Origin of the sequence: Curtobacterium sp. BNK-1 (assembly GCF_048685235.1) — a bacterium.
GTDB classification, from domain to species: domain Bacteria; phylum Pseudomonadota; class Gammaproteobacteria; order Enterobacterales; family Enterobacteriaceae; genus Pantoea; species Pantoea agglomerans.
On the sequence record NZ_JBLQTJ010000001.1, the window covers coordinates 1,386,048 to 1,404,073 of the forward strand.

General features: G+C 58.1%; 15 protein-coding genes. 11 read left to right on the plus strand and 4 right to left on the minus strand.

Annotation, left to right across the window (positions count from 1 at the left end; all coding sequences use genetic code 11):
• Positions 1–89 precede the first annotated feature (89 nt).
• The 8 genes from ACMGGP_RS06625 (at position 90) to ACMGGP_RS06660 (ending at position 9,142) form a co-directional block, all read left to right on the plus strand.
• Positions 90–1,031 carry a D-ribose ABC transporter substrate-binding protein gene (locus ACMGGP_RS06625; protein ID WP_010246199.1) on the plus strand — a complete coding sequence of 314 codons (942 nt, stop codon included), beginning with the start codon at positions 90–92 and terminating at the stop codon, positions 1,029–1,031.
• Between the two features lie 2 nt (positions 1,032–1,033).
• Complete coding sequence (locus ACMGGP_RS06630; protein ID WP_158131791.1) at positions 1,034–1,633, plus strand: DUF2291 family protein; 600 nt, start codon at positions 1,034–1,036, stop codon at positions 1,631–1,633.
• Positions 1,633–3,147 (plus strand): sugar ABC transporter ATP-binding protein, encoded by a 1,515-nt coding sequence (locus tag ACMGGP_RS06635; protein WP_236351817.1) that lies wholly within the window; start codon positions 1,633–1,635, stop codon positions 3,145–3,147. The genes ACMGGP_RS06630 and ACMGGP_RS06635 overlap by 1 nt, the downstream gene beginning before the upstream one ends.
• 2 nt (positions 3,148–3,149) lie before the next feature.
• Complete coding sequence (locus tag ACMGGP_RS06640; protein ID WP_010669880.1) at positions 3,150–4,256, plus strand: ABC transporter permease; 1,107 nt, start codon at positions 3,150–3,152, stop codon at positions 4,254–4,256.
• 189 nt (positions 4,257–4,445) lie between these two features.
• Positions 4,446–5,276 (plus strand): transketolase, encoded by an 831-nt coding sequence (locus ACMGGP_RS06645; protein WP_010246187.1) that lies wholly within the window; start codon positions 4,446–4,448, stop codon positions 5,274–5,276.
• Positions 5,269–6,213 (plus strand): transketolase family protein, encoded by a 945-nt coding sequence (locus ACMGGP_RS06650; protein ID WP_498798285.1) that lies wholly within the window; start codon positions 5,269–5,271, stop codon positions 6,211–6,213. Before ACMGGP_RS06645 ends, ACMGGP_RS06650 begins: the two co-directional genes overlap by 8 nt.
• Positions 6,214–6,215: 2 nt before the next feature.
• Entirely contained in the window at positions 6,216–7,703 is a 1,488-nt protein-coding gene (locus tag ACMGGP_RS06655; protein WP_498798286.1) for an FGGY family carbohydrate kinase, read from the plus strand.
• Positions 7,704–7,723: 20 nt separating this feature from the next.
• Positions 7,724–9,142, plus strand: a complete 1,419-nt coding sequence (locus ACMGGP_RS06660) for an L-fucose/L-arabinose isomerase family protein (protein ID WP_250327408.1) — start codon at positions 7,724–7,726, stop codon at positions 9,140–9,142.
• A 111-nt stretch (positions 9,143–9,253) separates the two neighbouring features.
• Here the strand turns inward: ACMGGP_RS06660 and ACMGGP_RS06665 are convergent, their stop codons facing one another.
• Both ACMGGP_RS06665 and ACMGGP_RS06670 read right to left on the minus strand, forming a co-directional pair.
• On the minus strand, positions 9,254–10,384 hold the full coding sequence (locus ACMGGP_RS06665; RefSeq protein WP_064691169.1) for a mechanosensitive ion channel family protein: 1,131 nt from the start codon (positions 10,382–10,384) through the stop codon (positions 9,254–9,256).
• A 96-nt stretch (positions 10,385–10,480) separates the two neighbouring features.
• Positions 10,481–11,215, minus strand: coding sequence for a flagellar brake protein (locus tag ACMGGP_RS06670; RefSeq protein ID WP_031592913.1), 735 nt, complete (start codon positions 11,213–11,215; stop codon positions 10,481–10,483).
• 211 nt (positions 11,216–11,426) lie between these two features.
• Between ACMGGP_RS06670 and ACMGGP_RS06675 the strand changes: the two genes are divergently transcribed.
• On the plus strand, positions 11,427–11,675 hold the full coding sequence (locus tag ACMGGP_RS06675) for a GlsB/YeaQ/YmgE family stress response membrane protein (RefSeq protein ID WP_031375306.1): 249 nt from the start codon (positions 11,427–11,429) through the stop codon (positions 11,673–11,675).
• A gap of 67 nt (positions 11,676–11,742) precedes the next feature.
• Here the strand turns inward: ACMGGP_RS06675 and ACMGGP_RS06680 are convergent, their stop codons facing one another.
• A complete protein-coding gene (locus tag ACMGGP_RS06680; protein ID WP_498798287.1) occupies positions 11,743–13,842 on the minus strand; it encodes a TonB-dependent siderophore receptor in 2,100 nt (699 codons plus the stop codon).
• A 191-nt stretch (positions 13,843–14,033) separates the two neighbouring features.
• A complete protein-coding gene (treA, locus tag ACMGGP_RS06685; RefSeq protein ID WP_498798288.1) occupies positions 14,034–15,719 on the minus strand; it encodes an alpha,alpha-trehalase TreA in 1,686 nt (561 codons plus the stop codon).
• Between the two features lie 210 nt (positions 15,720–15,929).
• On the opposite strand from treA, the gene ghrA reads away from it, so the two are divergent.
• On the plus strand, positions 15,930–16,871 hold the full coding sequence (ghrA, locus tag ACMGGP_RS06690; RefSeq protein WP_045140494.1) for a glyoxylate/hydroxypyruvate reductase GhrA: 942 nt from the start codon (positions 15,930–15,932) through the stop codon (positions 16,869–16,871).
• Positions 16,872–16,910: 39 nt separating this feature from the next.
• Entirely contained in the window at positions 16,911–17,648 is a 738-nt protein-coding gene (locus ACMGGP_RS06695; protein ID WP_033771485.1) for a phosphatase, read from the plus strand.
• Positions 17,649–18,026: the final 378 nt, after the last annotated feature.

Here is an 18,026-nt window from a genome sequence, read left to right on the forward strand (position 1 = left end):
ATCGCGCATTGGACGGCACGTCAGCGCGGGCGCATAGTCATTATGCATATAAAATCGCGTGTGAATATATATTCAAGCGGAGAAAAATAATGACTCGTCCTCTGATCAAACTGACCCTGCTCGCATCGATGCTCGCCTTTTCAGCGACCGCGCTGGCGGCAGAGCAAGGCCTGCTGGCGATTATCACCCCATCCCATGACAACCCGTTCTTTAAAGCCGAGGCGGAAGGGGCCTTAGCGAAAGCCAAAGAGCTGGGTTACGCCACGCTGGTGGCGTCGCACGATGATGACGTAAACAAGCAAAACCAGCTGATTGAGACCGCGATTGCGCGCAAAGCCAAAGCGATCATTCTTGATAACGCTGGTGCCGACGCCACCGTCGGGCCGGTGCAGAAAGCCAAAGATGCCGGGATCCCGACCTTCCTGATTGACCGGGAGATCAACAAAACCGGCATCGCGGTAGCGCAGATCGTCTCTAACAACTATCAGGGGGCGCAGCTGGGCGCGGAGAAATTTGCGAAATTGCTGGGCGGCAAAGGGGACTATGTTGAACTGCTGGGCAAAGAGTCTGACACCAACGCGGGCGTGCGGTCGCAGGGCTATCACGATGTGCTGGATGACTACAGCGACATGAAAATGGTGGCTCAGCAGAGCGCCAACTGGAGTCAGACCGAAGCCTTCAGCCGCATGGAAACCCTGCTGCAGAAACACCCCAACATCGTGGGCGTCATCTCCGGTAACGACACCATGGCGCTGGGTGCCGAAGCCGCGCTGAAAGCCGCCGGGAAAACATCGGTGATCGTGGTGGGCTTTGATGGCAGCGACTACACCCGCGATTCGATCCTCAACAAAGGCAATATTAAAGCGACGGTGCTGCAGCCGGGCTGGGATCAGGCGCAGATGGCGGTCACGCAGGCGGATTACTACCTGAAGAACGGCAAAGCGCAGAAACAGGAGAAGCAGCTGATGGACTGCGTGCTGATTGACGACAGCAACGCCGCTAAGCTGAAAAACTTCAACCTGGCGAAATAACCATGAAACGGATGCTGGCGGTATTGACCGGTATGGCGCTGCTCAGCGCCTGCACCGTGGTGGATCTGGACGCGGACGGTAAGCCGATTCTGCCGAAGGATCCGCACGCGAAACCCAGCTATACCACCCAGACACCGCAGCAGATTGCGGAAGAGACCTGGCAGCCGCGCGTGATGACCACTGCGAACAGCCATGCGCTGAGCTGGGCCGACATGGAGGCGAAAAGTCAGACGGTCAAACCCGGCGGGCGCGAAAGCGTCTTCGTGCGAGCCGGGGGTACAGCCAGCGCCTTTGATGAGAGTAACCCGCGTGAACGCACGCTGACGCTGATGATTAACGGCAAGCCGGTGGCGGTCAGTGTCGGGCCGGTGCTGCGCAGTAACGCTATCCGGGATGCCGCCGGTTTCCGTTTCGAAGAATTTACCAATCAGGTGCAGTACGCCCAGCTGACGCGGGCGCTGAACCGTCACGCGGTGAAGCAACTGCCACCGCTGGATGCCAGCTGGGTCAATCAGCCGGTGCAGGCGCTGCTGGCCATAACCATCGGGCAGAACAGCGTTGATGATGTGGTGGCGGTTGAGCTGAAGCGGGGGACGCCCTGATGGACGATGAGATCATTCTGCGGGCCGAACAGATATCGATGCTGTTTCCCGGCACGCTGGCGCTGGATCGCGTCGACTATCGGGTCTGGCGCGGCAAAGTTAACGTCATCATCGGTGAGAATGGGGCGGGCAAATCGACCCTGATGAAAATTCTGGCCGGGGTACAGCAGCCCACGGCCGGTTCGCTGTTCCTGAATGGCGAGCCGCTGACGCTGAGCAGCACCCGTGACGCCGCCCGGCACGGCATCGGCATGGTGCACCAGGAGCTGAATCTGTTTGAGAACCTGACGGTGGCTGAAAACCTGTTTCTGGGCCGGGAGATCCAGCGCGGCCTGGCCCCGATCAACGAGGCAGAGCAGGCTCGCCGCACCGCCGCGCTGATGGCGCGCCTGGATCAGCCGATTTCACCCCATGAGCGGGTCGGTAATCTCAAAGTGGGTCAGCAGCAGCTGGTCGAGATTGCCAAAGCGCTGGCGGAAGATGCGGACATCCTGATCCTCGACGAGCCGACCTCGGCGCTGAGCAAAACCGAAGTGGAGATCCTGTTCCGGGTGATCCGCGACCTGACACAGCAGGGCGTTACCGTGATTTACATCTCCCACCGGCTGGAAGAGCTGATGGCAATTGGCGACGTGATCACCATTCTGCGCGACGGGCGCTTTCAGGCCGAAGCGCTGGTCAGCAGCATCGATGTACCGTGGATCGTGCGTGAGATGCTGGGCAGTGAACCGGTCACCACCTTCCTGCCGGAAGCGCGTGAGTTTGGCGTGCCGGTGCTGGAGGCGCAGCACATTACCTGCGTCAGCCCCAACGGCAATACCCTGGTGGATGATGTCAGTTTTCAGGTGCGGGCCGGGGAAATTGTCGGGATTTACGGGCTGATGGGCGCAGGCCGCACCGAGCTGTTTGAGTGTCTGCTTGGCAGTCAGCGTCACTATCTGGGCAAGCTGTGGCTCGACAGCAAACCGCTGCCGACCCGTCTGCCCACCGCCGACCGTATCCGCATGGGCATGAGTCTGGTGCCGGAAGATCGCAAACGCGCCGGGATTTTCCCGGTCTCATCGGTCGCCAGTAATCTCACCATCGCCAGCCTGTGGCGGCGTCTGTCACATCGCTTTGCCATTGCCCATCAGGCGGAGCAGCAGGCGGTAAGCCAGACGGTGGGCAACCTGGCGATCAAAATCTCCTCGCCGGACGTGGCCATTAGCGCGCTGAGTGGTGGCAACCAGCAGAAAGTGGTGATTGGCCGCGCGCTGCTGACCAATCCGCGCCTGCTGCTGCTGGATGAGCCGAGTCGCGGCATTGATGTCGGTGCAAAAGCAGAGGTGTTTCGCATGATGGTGGCGCTGTCGCAGCAGGGCATTGCGGTGCTGTTCTCCACTTCGGACCTGAAAGAGATTATGGCGGTAGCCGATCGCATCCTGGTGATGTCGGGCGGCAAACTTACGGCTGATCTTCCCCGCGACCAGGCGGAAGAGGCAGCGCTGGTGAAAGCAAGTGCGCAGGGGTTCTGAGCATGAAAAGCAATGACAGCGTCGCGCTGACCACACTTCCGGCTAAGGCGTTCAGTTCACGTGAAAGCATTCTGCTGCTGCTTCTGAAGCTGCGCACTTTTATTGCGCTGATTCTGATCGTCGGCTTCTTCGCCATCACCGTGCCGGACTTTCTCGCCACCGGCAGCCTGGTGATCATGGTGAAACATATCGCCATCAACGCCTTTCTGGCGCTGGGCATCACCTTTGTCATTATCACCGCGGGAATTGACCTGTCGATTGGGGCGACGCTGGGACTGTGCGGCATGATCGCCGGCTGGCTGATTACCAAAGGCATTGTGCTGCCGATGTTTGGCATCGCTATTTTTCCCAGCGTCTGGGTGATTGTGCCGGTGGTGCTGCTGATCGGCGCGCTGATTGGCGCGGGCAACGGCTGGATCATTACCCGCTACAACGTGGCACCCTTTATCTGCACCCTCGGCACCATGTATATCCTGCGCGGCGCGGCGATGCTCACCTCCGGCGGCGAGACCTTTCCTGGTCTGCAGGGGAATCCGCTGCTGGGCAATACCGGTTTCGATCGGATTGGTGCCGGAACCTTTCTGGGGCTGCCTTACGCCATCTGGATGATGGTGCTGCTGGCGCTGGTGATCGCCTACATCGCCCGTCGCCTGCCGTTTGGCCGTCAGGTCTATGCCATCGGAGACAATGAACGTGCCGCTGAACTGTCGGGTGTGAAAACCCGGCAGGTAAAAATTCTGGTCTACACCCTGTCAGGATTCTGCGCGGCGATTGCTGGCATCGTGGTCTCATCGCAACTGGTCGCCAGCCATCCGGCTAACGGCACCGCGTTTGAGATGAATGCCATTGCCGCCGTGGTGCTGGGTGGCACGTCGCTGGCGGGCGGACGCGGCACCATCCTCGGCACGCTGATTGGTGCCTTCGTCATCGGCTTTCTGGCGGATGGCCTGATCATGATGGGTGTCAGTGAATTCTGGCAGATGGTGATCAAAGGCATCGTGATTATCATCGCGGTGATCATCGACCAGACCCAGAGCCGGATGCAGCAGAAGGCGGCCGTGGTGGCTCAGAAAGCGTTAATCGAGGAGGGGACACCGGCAAAACCCTGACGGGAAAGTGCGTTGAACCGGACAGCGGGTGCCGCTGAGTGATTCCTGGCAGCGGACGGCCTGCCCGGTTTAATGGGCAGAGTAGTGAACAAAGGGCGGTTTAGTTTATTAGCCCCTTTTTTCAGGCACAAAATTTTTTAACCGACGTGAATATATATTCATAACCGATTTAAAATTCAGAGGTAGTGTATGAATCCTTTCAATCTTCCGGTCGATGACCTTGAGCGCCGGGCGCGGGCAATCCGCCGCCGCATCATCCAGCTTAACGCGGGCAGCCCGGCAGGCGGTCATACCGGCGCTGACCTGTCACAGGTAGAGATCCTTACTGCGCTCTACTTCCGCATTCTGAACTGCGCACCGGATCGCACAGACGACGATCAGCGTGACATCTATATCCAGTCCAAAGGGCATGCGGTGGGGGGCTATTACTGCGTGCTGGCGGAAGCGGGCTACTTCCCGACCGACTGGCTGGCAACCTATCAGCATGCCGACTCGCATCTGCCCGGCCATCCGGTACGGCAGAAAACGCCGGGCGTTGAGCTGAATACTGGTGCGCTGGGTCACGGCCTGCCGGTGGCGGTGGGCATCGCTATCGCGGCGAAAAAAGATAACAGCCCGCGCCGCATCTTTGTGGTGACCGGCGATGGTGAACTGGCTGAAGGCAGCAACTGGGAGGCGGCGCTGGTGGCGGCGCATTACGGCCTCGACAACCTGATCATCATCAATGACAAAAACAAGCTGCAACTGGCGGGCGCGACCCGCGACATCATGAACACCGATCCGCTGCCGGAAAAATGGCGCGCCTTCGGGCTGGAGGTCACCGAATGCAACGGCAATGATATGGCGGCGGTGGTCGACACCATTGAAAACCTGCCGAAGAACGGCAAACCGCAGGTGATTGTGGCGCATACCGAGAAGGGATTTGGCGTCTCATTTATCCAGAGCAAGGCGGAATGGCATCACCGGGTGCCGAAAGGCGAAGAGATCGCACTGGCACTGGAGGAACTGAAAGATGAGTAATGCACAACATTTAGCAAGCGTCATGGTCACGGCCTTTATCGACGCGGTGAATCGCGGTGTGGATCTGGTGCCGGTGGTAGCCGACTCTACGTCGACGGCCAAAATCGCCCCCTTTATCAAGGCGTTTCCCGACCGGCTGATTAACGTCGGCATCGCTGAGCAGACGCTGGTGGGCACGGCGGCCGGTCTGGCGCTGGGCGGCAAGGTCGCAGTGACCTGTAACGCCGCGCCATTTCTGGTGTCACGCGCCAATGAGCAGGTAAAAGTCGACGTCTGCTACAACAACACCAACGTCAAACTGTTCGGGCTGAATGCCGGGACCAGCTATGGCCCGTTAGCCAGTACCCATCACAGCATTGATGACATTGCGGTGATGCGCGGTTTCGGCAACATCGAGATCTATGCGCCTTCCTGTCCACTGGAGTGCCGTCAGATCATCGATTACGCCCTTGAGCATATCGGGCCGGTCTATATTCGTCTGGATGGCAAAGATCTGCCGCAGCTGCACGCGGAAAGCTACCAGTTCAGGCCGGGCGCGATCGACCTGCTGCGTGAAGGCAGCGACATCGCACTGGTGGCGATGGGCTCAACGGTTCACGAGGTGGTTCACGCTGCTGAGCAACTGGCTGAGCAGGGCATTTCAGCCGGTGTGATCGCGGTTCCATCGATTCGACCTTGTGATACCCAACAGCTGCGCAACCTGTTAAATCACTACCCAGCGGTGATTACCGTAGAGGAGCATAACGTTAATGGCGGTGTCGGCAGCCTGGTGGCCGAAGTGCTGGCGGAAGGCGGCTGCGGCATCCCGCTGTTGCGGCTCGGCATTGCTGATGGGGAATATGCAATTGCCGGCGATCGCGCCTCTACCCGCGCCCATCATGGCATTGATGCCAGTAGCGTGGTGAACAGTGCAACGCGCATCTGCGCAGGAGCATAAACATGGTGGGACCCCTGATTCTGGCGATCGACGAAGGCACTACCAATGCTAAAGCGATTGCGGTTGATCGCGATGGCCGCGTGGTGGCACGCGGCAGCCAGAGCTTAACCCTGCAACACCCGCAGCCGGGACTGGCTGAGCAGGACCCTGTGGCGATCTGGCAGGCGGTAAAAGAGGCCATTACCCATTGCCTGGCAGCCTGTGGTGGCGCGCCTGTCGCGGCAGTGGCGATCAGTAATCAGCGCGAGTCGGTACTGATCTGGCAGCGGCGTGACGGCAAGCCGCTGACGCCGCTGGTGAGCTGGCAGGATCGACGATCCGAGTCACTCTGTCGCGACCTGCGTCAGGCGGGCAAAGCACCTCGCATCACCGGTTTGACCGGCCTGGCCGTTGACCCGATGTTTCCGGCCGCCAAGCTGACCGGGATGCTGGCCGCCATTCCCGACGGCGCGGCGCGGGCGGCGGCGGGTGAGCTCTGTATCGGCACGGTCGACAGCTGGCTCAGCTGGCAGCTCAGCGCCGGCGAGGTATTTATTACCGATCATGCTAACGCCTCCCGTACTCAACTCTACAGCCTGCATCTTAATGACTGGGACGACGAGCTGCTGACGCTGTTTCAGCTGCCGCGCTCCGCGCTGCCGCGCATCACCGCCTCAGCCAGTGAACAGGGCGTGGTCGCGGTGAATGATATTCCCGGCTTAGCGCCAGGCACGCCGATTCTGGCGCGCATCGGCGACTCACATGCCGCCTTACAGGCGCAGCGGCGCGGCGAGTCTGAAGTGGTGAAAGCCACCTACGGCACCGGGTCTTCACTGATGATGTCCATGGCGACGCCGCTGCTGACGGAAAATGGCCTCAGCACCACCGTGGCCTGGCATGACGGCACGTTGCGTTATGCCTTTGAAGGCAACATCACTCACACCGGTTCCGGTGCCGCCTGGCTGGGCAGAATGCTCGGCGTGCAGGAGCCGCGCGAGCTCACCGCGATGGCGCAGCGCTGCGACGATAATCAGGGCATCTATTTTGTCCCGGCGCTCTCTGGCCTGGGCGCGCCCTGGTGGGATCTGCAGGCGCGCGGCATGGTGTGCGGATTGACGGATGCCGCCACACCCGCCGTGCTGGCGCGGGTGGCGCTGGAGTCGATCGTCTGGCAAATCGCCGACGTCTTTTTTGCCATGGAGCAGGCCAGCGGCCAGCAGCTTCCGGCGCTCTGTGTGGATGGCAGCGCCACCGAAAATAGCTGGCTGATGCAGTTACAGGCGGATGTGTTACAGCGGCCGTTGCAGCGGGTGCCTACCGCCGAGGTCTCCGCGCTGGGCGCGGCACTGCTGGCAGGCAAAGTGCTGGGATGGTGGCAGCAGGGCAGTGATATGCAGGCGCTGCAGGGCGGCAGCGTCATCATGCCGCGTGAAGAGCACGCGCAGCGTATGCAGGAAAACTATAAAGGCTGGATTGACGCCGTTGCACGCTGTCGTTATCAGCCACATTAATCCTTATCCGGAGCAGAGCCATGTCAACACTTCCTCAGCAGTTAACCTTCGGCGTCATTATTGGCAACCGGGGTTTTTTTCCCAGCTATCTGGTGGGCGAGGCGCGCCAGCAGGCGGTCGCGCTGTTTGAAAAGATGAATATTAATACGGTGATGCTGGATGAGAACCAGACCAACCTGGGCGGCGTCGAGACGCGTCAGGAGGCGAAAACCTGCGCCGCGCTGTTTCGACAGCATCGCGAAGCGATTCACGGCATTGTGGTGCTGCTGCCTAACTTTGGTGATGAAAAAGCCATCGCGGAAGCACTGCGTCTCGCCGGGCTGAACGTGCCGGTGCTGGTGCAGGCCGAAGAGGACAATCTGGATAAAATGGGACTGGCGACCCGCCGCGACAGCTTCTGCGGCAAAATTTCGCTCTGCAACAACCTGCGGCAATATGGCATCCCGTTTACGCTGACCCGCCAGCACGTCTGCGCCCTGAGCGGCGACGTGTTTATGCAGGATCTGCAGCGGTTCAGCCAGCTCTGTCGGGTGGTGAATGCTATGCGCCGGGTACGCGTCGGGGCAATTGGTGCCCGGCCCGCCGGATTCAACACCGTGCGCTACAGCGAAAAGCTGCTGGAGAAGATGGGTATCGCGGTGGAGACCCTGGATTTATCGGAGATCTTTACCCGCACCAACCGGCTGCGCGATGACGATATCCGCGTGGCAGAGAAGCGTGAAATCCTGGAGGCCAACGCCGATGCGCGGGGGATTCCGGGTGAAAAACTGGTGACCATGGCCAAACTGTTTGTGGTGATCAGCGAGTGGATCAGCGACAACGATATCGATACCACCGCCATCCAGTGCTGGACGTCGTTGCAGGAGAACCTGGGCATTAACGTCTGCTCAATCATGAGCGTGATGTCGGGCCAGCTGATGCCCAGCGCCTGCGAAGTGGATGTGATGGGGGCGCTGTCGATGTATGCGCTCGCCAGTTGCTCGCTGAACCCCGCCTCGCTGGCAGACTGGAACAACAACTTTGGCGACGAGCGGGACAAATGTGTGCTGTTTCACTGCGGTAATTTCGCCAGCGCCAGCCTGGAGTCAGCGACCATGGGCACGGCGGATATCATCGGCACCACCGTGGGCAAAGAGAACACCTGTGGCGCAGTGCATGGCCGCATGAAGCAGGGCGATCTGACCTATTTCCGCCTCTCTACCGACGACTTCAGCGGCGAAATCAAAGCCTATGTGGGAGAGGGAATGTCGGTCACCGATCCGCTGGACACGGTAGGTTGCCGTGCGGTGATCCAGGTGCCGCAGCTGGAGACACTGCTGGCGTGGATCTGCAGTAACGGCTTTGAGCATCATGTGGCGATGAACCACTCTGCCACGGCTGGTGTGCTGCAGGAAGCGTTCAGTGAGTATCTCGGCGTGAGCTGCTACCGGCATCAGTAAGCGGTAAGGCGGAACGGCTGAATGCAGGGGATGAAGCAGCCGGTGCGGTCACGATTCCGCCCGCACCGGCTTGTATGCGCGCCACGCCTGAAAAGGAAGGCGGGCACTGATTTAGCGCGTCATTCTGCGCACCTCGTCATCATCATTCTGTACCGCAACCAGATCCACCGGTGGCAGATTGCCGCCGCTGAACTCCACCTGACGAATCGGGAAGGCGAAGCGGATATTTCGCTCTTCCAGTGCTGCCATCAGTTGCAGGTTAATCTCCTGCTGAATATCCATGTACTTGTTGTAATCCGCATCCAGCACAAAATAGACCACTTCGAAGGTCAGTTTTGAATCCTCAAAGGCCAGGAAGTGGGCGCGGTCAAAACGGGTGGTCTCAACGCCCTGGATAATCTCTTTCACCAGCGGGCTGATCTCCCGGACCTGCTCTGACGGCGTGGCATAGCTGATACCAAACTTAAAGACGATGCGGCGCTGCTGCATGCGCTTATAGTTGTGGATCGTCTGCTGCAACAGAATGGTATTTGAGCAGACAATCTGCTCGCCACTCAGGCTGCGCAGTCGGGTGGTTTTCAGGCCGATATGCTCAATGGAACCGGCAATGTCACCAAAGACAATAAAATCGCCATGCTCAAACGGCTTATCAAAGCCTATCGCCAGTGAAGCAAACACATCGCTCAGTACCGTCTGTATCGCCAGCGCAATCGCGATGCCCCCGACCCCGAGACTGGCGACCAGTGCGGTAATGTTGATGCCCATGTTCGACAGAATGGCCAGGAACATCATGATCCAGACCACCACCCGCAGCAGAATCCCGAGGATCACCGTAGTGACCGGGTTGCGCACGTGCAGCGGGTCACGCAGCAGACTTTTCAGCCATAGCCGGATGCCACAGTCGAGCCACAGAGCGAGCTGCACAATCAGCGCCAGGAACCAGCCGTGCGCGATGGTTACACTCCACGACGCGGGCAGATCGACAAACTTCAGGGCAATCAGCAGCGAAAAGATCAGCAGCAGGGTCTGGCTGGTACTGCGCAATATCTCCACCAGAATCGCAGTGGCGCGAACATGACGATGTTCGCTGTAAAGGGCAATCCGGTTGGAGATAAAGCGAATAAGAGTACGTAATATCCAGTAAATCACCAGCGTGGACACCACCACGATGGCGCTGTTTAGCCAGAGTTCCTGATTAAAAAAGAGGGAGTGAAAACGACGTGAAGAGAGCCAGTTTTCCATTGGGGAGGGTCTCCTTGCTGGGTTCCGGTTTAAAAGAAAACAAGCAAGAAGCATAGCCTGGATGCGGCCCACCTGTGTGGCGCATCCGTAAAGCAGTTACTGGAATCGGGTCGATTTATCGCGCGCCAGGCGCTCAAGGGCAAAAATAATCTGCTGAAGCTGCCGCTCCTGCGCCGGGTTCAGCGTGGCAAAACGAAAGCTCAGTCGCGGTGTGATGCGGGTTTCATTTTTGCCAGTCACCACGCTGCGCTCGCCAATGCTCAGCAGCTTTACCGGCACGTCAAAATGGCCATACTCGCCCAACTCGACCCGGAACGGGTTGAAACTGTCACCGTCCTGCAACCCGTCCGGCAGCGCTTCATCCACCAGCACGCCGATACCGCCCAGCGACAGATCCTGCAGACGCAGGCGCGTTTTCCTGCCATCGGGCCACACGGTATGACACCAGAACTGCGGCTCCAGCGGGGCGCAGACACGGAAAAACTCACGTCGCTGGATCTGCCACAGCAGGTCTGGCAGCGGCGCGCTGAAAGCGGGTAACCCTTCAAACTCCACGATTTCCAGCGCGGCGAGGCTGAATTCCACCTTAGCGCCGTAGGTTTCCGCAGTGATACTGAGATCGTCGCTGGTCAGGGCATAATCGTTATCCAGATTATTACTGCCGAGGTCAAACAGCAGGCGATCTTCATCGGCAGCCAGCATCCGGCTGATAAACTGCCCACGCGGAAAGCGCACCAGTAATGGCGTCTGCAATCGCAGCAGATCTTTCATAACGCCAAGAACCGCCAGCGTGCCACGTTTTAGATATTGTTCCTGGTCGGCTTCTTTCACGTCCTGCTCCACAAGGGGGGTTACTTTATTGATGCGGTTTTTTTGCCTCGTCTCGGTTATCGGCGCCGCAAAAAAAAGCTTTAGCATGCCATTCATCAATAATAACTGTGAGCAGGCAGGCATTTTTTGAAAAGCGGGTTATACTTATCGCGGTAAACCGCTTGATTAATCAGGCGTTCACGATTTAATCATAAAAAGGAAGGAGTAACAGATGGGTATTATTTCCTGGATCGTCTTTGGCTTAATCGCAGGTATTCTGGCGAAGTGGATTATGCCGGGTAAAGACGGTGGCGGTTTCATTCTGACTATCGTTCTGGGTATTATCGGTGCAGTAGTGGGTGGCTGGATCAGTACGCTGTTTGGCTTCGGCCGCGTCGATGGGTTTAACTTCGGCAGTTTTGTGGTCGCTGTTATCGGTGCCATCGTGGTGCTGTTTATCTACCGCAAAGTACGCAGTTGACCGTAAAGGTTTAAACGAAAAAGGGGACGAAGCGATTCGTCCCCTTTTTTTATCTCTTATTTTGCTATCAGAAGTCGTAACCGACTGTCGCCATTACACTGCGCTCTGCGCCCCAGTAGCAATAGCCCGTGCCGTAACAGCCCGCTACATAGGTACGATCGGTCAGGTTATTGGCATTGACCTGCACCCAGGCACCTTTCAGGCTGCTGTTCCAGACGCCGAGATCGGCCCGCACTGACGCATCAAACAGCGTAACAGACGGCACACGCGTGGTGTTTTCATTGTCCGCCCACTGTTTGCCGATGTAACGCACGCCCGCACCCGCACTCAGACCGTAATCAAACTGATAGTGACCCCAGAGTGCAGCCATGCTGTTGGGTGTGACATATGGCGTATGTCCGTCGTTGCCATCTACCGACTCTTTAAAGCGCAGATGATTCAGCGTATAGCTCGCCACGGTGCTCAGACGCGGGGTTAACTGATTACGCGCTTCCAGCTCAATGCCCTGTGAATGCACTTTGCCTGATGGCGTATAAGTCGCCGTCAGCACGTCGCGGTTCGCCACATCTTTCTGCGTCAGGTCATAGACCGCCACGCTATAGAGATCGCGGGTGCCGACCGGCTGATATTTCACCCCGGCTTCATACTGCTCGGCGGTAGTTGGCTTCAGCAGGTTGTTGTTGGGATCGGTGAGCGCGGTCGGGGTAATCGCCTGGCTCCAGCTGACGTAAGGCGAGATACCGTTGTCGAAGGCATAGAGCAGTGCTGCGCGGCCGCTGATGTGATCGTCCTGACGACGATCGCTGCCGCTGTTATTGGCGACGATGCGGTCATAACGACCGGAGAGATCCAGATGCCAGCGATCCAGCGTCATCTCATCCTGCAGATAGAGGCCGGTCTGATAGTAGCGACGGGTTTTATCGGCCCAGGTGTAATCAGGCATGTCGCCAACCTGTTCACCAGTCCGTGCATTAAGCTGGTTGGCAGAGCCGCCAGCAGCAGTGATCTCATTTTTATAACGATGATACTCAGCACCCAGGGTGACGCGGTGCTCCAGTTCTCCGGTGCCGAACTCTGCCTGTAAGCGGTTATCGGTGGACCAGGCCGAGAGCGACGAGCGCTCGCCAGAGTAGTAGCGGTTCAGCAGATCGGGATTCACGCTGTCCCAGCCAATCTGATAGACCTGATCGAGATCGACATTCGAGTGGCTGTAGCTGCCGGTCGAGGAGAATGACCAGACGTCGTTAAAGCGATGGGCGAAATCGAAGCTGTAGATCTGCTCGCGACGCTTGAACTGATCGAGATTGCTGTTGCCCTCATAAAAGCCGTTGCTCAGCTTGTAGCCGTTGTGTTCGGTGAGGCTGCCGTCACCCGGTACCGAACCGTGATAGCCGCCCGACGGATCCTTCTGCAGATAGGCTTTCAGGATCAGATGCGTATCTTCATCCGGCTGCCACATCAGCTGCGGCATCAGCGCATATTTCTCTTCGCGGGTGTGATCGTACTGGGTATCGCTGTTGCGGGTTACGCCGGTCAGGCGAAACGCCCACTGATCGTTGATGGCATTGGTGTAGTCAAACATCGTGCCGGTAGTGGCGTTGCTGCCCGCCTGCAACTGGATGTGACCCTCTTCGCTGAACTGAGGACGCTTGGTGACCATGTTCACCAGTCCGCCCGGCACCGTCTGACCATAGAGCGCAGAAGAGGGGCCTTTGATCACGTCGATGCGTTCAAGGAAGGCGTTATCCACCTGCAGGCCGTTGAAACTGCCGCCGTCGCTCATCAGCCGCATGCCGTCGAGGAAGGTGTTATCGACATCGCCGCCATGGAAGCCACGCAGGGCAATGGTGTCGTAACGGGTCGCGGCACCGCCGAAGTTGGTGAAGACGCCGGAACTATAGCCCAGCGCCTGATTCAGGGTCAGCGCGCCCTGATCCTGCATCTGCTGACGGGTAACCACGGAAATCGATTGCGGCGTGGTGATCAGCGGACGATCGCTTTTGGTTGCGCCCTGGCTGGTCGTCGCCAGATAGCCCTGGGTCGGCGAGGTCGAATCTTCCTGCGGTTGCGCGGTTACCACCATATCGGCAGCATAACTCAGAGCAGGCGCGGTCAGCGCCAGGGTGCATAGGGGAACATAACCTTTCAGCGACAATGACAGTTTCATCAAAATTCCTTTCTTGGCAAAGGTTCAGGCAGGTGAATAAAAGCTTTGATAGGCAATCTCATTATCATAATGAGAATTATTACCTTTTGTAAATTGGCTGCAATTTTGCCTGTTGATGAAAGAAGGTCAAGTAAAATTCGCGGAAATGAAGTGGGGATACCCCCGGCAAGGCCAGAGGTATCCAGAGAGGATTAAGGTTGTGAGGCAGACGCCTGCGGAATATCGTGGGCGCTGTTACAGGTTTTATCTTTCGGGCAGTACTTATCCAGCAGTTTCAGCGTGACGCCGTTGGTCCAGCCGAAGCCATCCTGCAGCGGATATTCACCGCCACCGCCGCCGCCGAGATTTTTGCCATCAACGACATATTTCTCCACCAGCTTATGCTCACGGTCATAGGTGTTCTGAACGTTTTGCAGGAAGCGTAATCCCACCTCTTTCGCCAGTTTCGGCTGGTTGTAGTGCTCCAGACCTTCCACAGCGACCCACTGCAGCGGTGCCCAGCCATTGGGTGCATCCCACTGCTGACCGTTGTTCACGGTGGTGGTCACCAGACCACCAGGTTTCAGCAGCTGTTTTTCCACTGCGCTGGCGGTGCTTTCAGCCTGCTTATCGCTGGCGACCTGCAGATAGAGCGGGAACAGCGCGGCAGCAGTCAGCTGAGGATGGACCTGCTTTTTCTGCCAGTCATAATCGGCGTACCAGTTCTGTTTGCTGTCCCACAGATAGCGGTTGATCGCCGCCTGGCGCTTCTCCGCGCGATCGGCAAACTGCTTCGCCAGATCGCTCTGCTTGTTCATCTGATAGCCTTTCGACAGGGTCTGCTCCAGATGGAACAGCAGGCTGTTGAGGTCAACCGGGGCCAGCTGCGTGGTACGAATTGTCGACAGGTTATGCGCATCGGTAAACCAGCGCGAACTGAAATCCCAGCCCGACGCCGCACCGGAACGCAGCTCCCGGTAGAGTTCGGCTTTATTCCTCTGCGGCGCTTTCTGGGCGGTGGCAATGTCATCCATCCAGGATTCAGTGCGTGGCACGTCGCGCGCATCCCAGTAGCGGTTGAGCAGGCTGCCGTCCGCCAGCTTAATCACACGCTTGCTGGCTGCGCCCGCCACGACTTTATCGCTGTCTGCCATCCAGTAGTCATACTCTTTCTGCAGCTGCGGCAGATAACGGGTATAGGCTTTGCCGTTATCGTGCGTCGCCAGCAGATCGACCATCAGGCTGAAGAACGGCGGCTGTGACCGGCTCAGATAGTAGCTGCGGTTGCCGTTGGGAATGTGGCCATAGCGGTCGAGCAGCGAGGCGAAGTTATCCACCATATCCTGCACTTTATCCCAGTGCCCGCTCTCGGCCAGCCCCAGCATGGTGAAGTAGCTGTCCCAGTAATAGACTTCGCGGAAGCGCCCGCCTGGCACCACATAGGGTTTGGGCAACGGCAGCAGCGAGTCATACTGACCGGCGCTGCTGGTGGTACGCGTCAGCACCGGCCACAGGCCATCAATGTGGTCACGCAGGTTTTGTCCGGCTGGCGGCACATATTTGTCACCGGCCGCGGGCAGGATAAAGTTGGCATCCACAAAGCGCTTAAGATCGAAATTGCGCTGTTTCTTCTGCATCTGCCAGTCGGCAAGAATTGAGGCGGGATCGAATTTCGGCACCGCATCCGCAAAGGTCTTTTGATCGGGATAGAACTTCGCCTGTTGCACGGCATTAAACAGCGGTCCTAAACGAACGTCAGGTGGCTGCGGCTGATTATTCAGCATGCGACTGTTGTCGTCGGCCTGGGCAGTGAAGGCGGGTACGCTCAGCAGCAACGTGAGCAGAAAGGGCGCATAACGCTGACGCCGTGGAGCGGCGTTTACCTCAATTTTTGTCATCGGTTTTTCTCCTTGTCCGAAACGCGGCCGCGCGTAACGCATTGACCACAGGACCAACTTTAGACCTTATCTGACCACTTCACCCTGAAGCGAGCCGGAAATGTGAAGCCACGGGAATTATTTTTATGGAAAAAACCGCTTTATTACGCTGGTTTTTTCTTGCTCTCACCCTACTTTTCCCTGACGCTGAAAGAAAAAAAGGAGAGCAGGATGGAGATCATCTGGTATCACCCGTCGCAGTCTGCAGCGGCCTGGATTAACGGTTTACAACAGCGTCTGCCCCAGGCGCGGGTGCGTGCCTGGCAGCCAGGCGATAACGGTCCGGCTGATTACGCGCTGGTCCGCTCGCCCCCCACAGAAATGCTGCAGGGACGCGCCACCCTGCGCGGCGTCTTTGCGCTGGGGGCAGGCGTGGACGAGATTCTGAAACAGCTGCAGCAGAACCCTGAGATGCTGCCCGACAGCGTGCCACTGTACCGGCTGGAAGATACCGGCATGGCGCGGCAGATGCAGGAGTATGCGGTTCATAGCGTACTGAGCTGGTTCCGCCGTTTTGACGACTACCGTCTCCAGCAGCAGCAACAGTGCTGGCAGCCACTGCCCGCTTACACGCGTGAAAACTTTACTATCGGCATCCTGGGGGCGGGCGTGCTGGGGCAGAGTGTGGCGGAAAGCCTTAAACCCTGGGGATTCCCGTTACGCGTCTGGAGCCGCTCGCCCAAAGCGATCGATGGCGTGACCAGCTTTGCCGGTCGCGATGCATTGCCTGCCTTTCTGCAGGAGACGCGGGTGGTGATCAACCTGCTGCCGAGCACGCAAGAAACCATTAATCTTATCGACCACCACTTTTTACAGCAGCTGCCGCACGGCGCTTTCTTCCTCAACATCGCGCGTGGCGCGCAGGTGGTGGAAGAAGATCTGCTGGCCGCGCTCAATAGCGGGCAGCTGAAAGCGGCGGCGCTGGATGTCTTTCAGGTTGAACCGCTGCCCGAAGCGCATCCGCTCTGGTCACATCCGCGCGTCACGATCACGCCCCATAATGCGGCGGTAACCTTGATCGACGAAGCTATCGACTACATCGCCCGCGCCATCACCCAGGACCAGGCAGGCGAGCCGCCGCAGGGCAGGGTGGATCGTCAGCGCGGCTATTAATGAACCGGCCCCGTCAGGGGCAATCAGCAGGAGAAGAGGATGTATCCGGTAGATCTGCATATGCACACCATCGCCAGCACGCATGCTTACAGCACGCTGCACGACTACGTGACTCAGGCGAAGCAAACCGGCATGAAACTGTTTGCCATTACCGATCACGGCCCCGACATGGCCGACGCGCCGCACTACTGGCACTTCATTAATATGCGCGTCTGGCCGCGCGTGATCGATGGCGTGGGTATTCTGCGCGGTATCGAAGCCAATATTAAAAATCAGCAGGGCGAAATCGACTGTTCCGGCCCGATGCTCGATGCGCTGGATTTGATCGTCGCCGGTTTTCACGAGCCGGTTTATGCGCCGCGCGACCGGAAACATCACACGGATGCGATGATCGCCGCGATGGCGGGCGGGCTGGTCCATATTATCAGTCATCCAGGCAACCCGAAATTCCCGGTCGATATCCCGGCTATCGCCGAGGCAGCCGCGCACTACGATGTGGCGCTGGAGCTGAACAACTCCTCCTTTACCCATTCGCGTCCGGGCAGTGAACCGAACTGCCGGGCTATCGCCGCCGCCGTGCGCGATGCCGGTGGACGGCTGGCATTTGGCTCCGATTCCCACACCGCGTTTACGCTGGGTCACTTCGATCACTGCCTGCGCATCGCCCGCGAGGTGGATTTTCCCGAGGATCGGGTGTTAAATGTCACGCCGCGTCGCCTGCTCGACTTTCTGGAGCTGCGCAGCGGCAAACATATTGCTGAACTGGCTGACTTTTAGCGCCATGCCAGGTAAGCAACACGCTCACCATGATGAAAATCCCCGCTTTTATCTGCGGGGATATAATGACTGAGGCGAGTATTTTACCGTAACCTGTTCTCTTATCAGCCCGGAAAGGGCGTGTGGCAAGACCTGAAGCTTAAAGCTGAGAGAGCACTTAATAACTGAAAAATGGTCTCAATCGTTCGGGTTAGCAATGTCAACGGGGCGGTTCGTCCGGGCGGGTAATGGCGTAAACTTTAAGTTCTACTCTGCTCTTTATTGATCGCGTTAGATCAAAGCGTAGAATTACCACGCCTGGTAACGCGCTTTACTAATTTAATAGTTAACCATGCTAATAGCAAAGCTGAAATTATTATTGCTACGAATAATGCATTC

Bases quoted from the DNA above. Each gene is read 5' to 3' on its own strand.
- ACMGGP_RS06660 (WP_250327408.1), top strand. From the start codon at position 7,724: ATGTCAACACTTCCTCAGCAGTTAACCTTCGGCGTCATTATTGGCAAC.
- ghrA (WP_045140494.1), top strand. From the start codon at position 15,930: ATGGAGATCATCTGGTATCACCCGTCGCAGTCTGCAGCGGCCTGGATT.
- ACMGGP_RS06645 (WP_010246187.1), top strand. From the start codon at position 4,446: ATGAATCCTTTCAATCTTCCGGTCGATGACCTTGAGCGCCGGGCGCGG.
- ACMGGP_RS06650 (WP_498798285.1), top strand. From the start codon at position 5,269: ATGAGTAATGCACAACATTTAGCAAGCGTCATGGTCACGGCCTTTATC.
- ACMGGP_RS06655 (WP_498798286.1), top strand. From the start codon at position 6,216: ATGGTGGGACCCCTGATTCTGGCGATCGACGAAGGCACTACCAATGCT.
- ACMGGP_RS06625 (WP_010246199.1), top strand. From the start codon at position 90: ATGACTCGTCCTCTGATCAAACTGACCCTGCTCGCATCGATGCTCGCC.
- ACMGGP_RS06635 (WP_236351817.1), top strand. From the start codon at position 1,633: ATGGACGATGAGATCATTCTGCGGGCCGAACAGATATCGATGCTGTTT.
- ACMGGP_RS06680 (WP_498798287.1), bottom strand. From the start codon at position 13,842: ATGAAACTGTCATTGTCGCTGAAAGGTTATGTTCCCCTATGCACCCTG.
- ACMGGP_RS06665 (WP_064691169.1), bottom strand. From the start codon at position 10,384: ATGGAAAACTGGCTCTCTTCACGTCGTTTTCACTCCCTCTTTTTTAAT.
- ACMGGP_RS06640 (WP_010669880.1), top strand. From the start codon at position 3,150: ATGAAAAGCAATGACAGCGTCGCGCTGACCACACTTCCGGCTAAGGCG.
- treA (WP_498798288.1), bottom strand. From the start codon at position 15,719: ATGACAAAAATTGAGGTAAACGCCGCTCCACGGCGTCAGCGTTATGCG.
- ACMGGP_RS06630 (WP_158131791.1), top strand. From the start codon at position 1,034: ATGAAACGGATGCTGGCGGTATTGACCGGTATGGCGCTGCTCAGCGCC.
- ACMGGP_RS06695 (WP_033771485.1), top strand. From the start codon at position 16,911: ATGTATCCGGTAGATCTGCATATGCACACCATCGCCAGCACGCATGCT.
- ACMGGP_RS06675 (WP_031375306.1), top strand. From the start codon at position 11,427: ATGGGTATTATTTCCTGGATCGTCTTTGGCTTAATCGCAGGTATTCTG.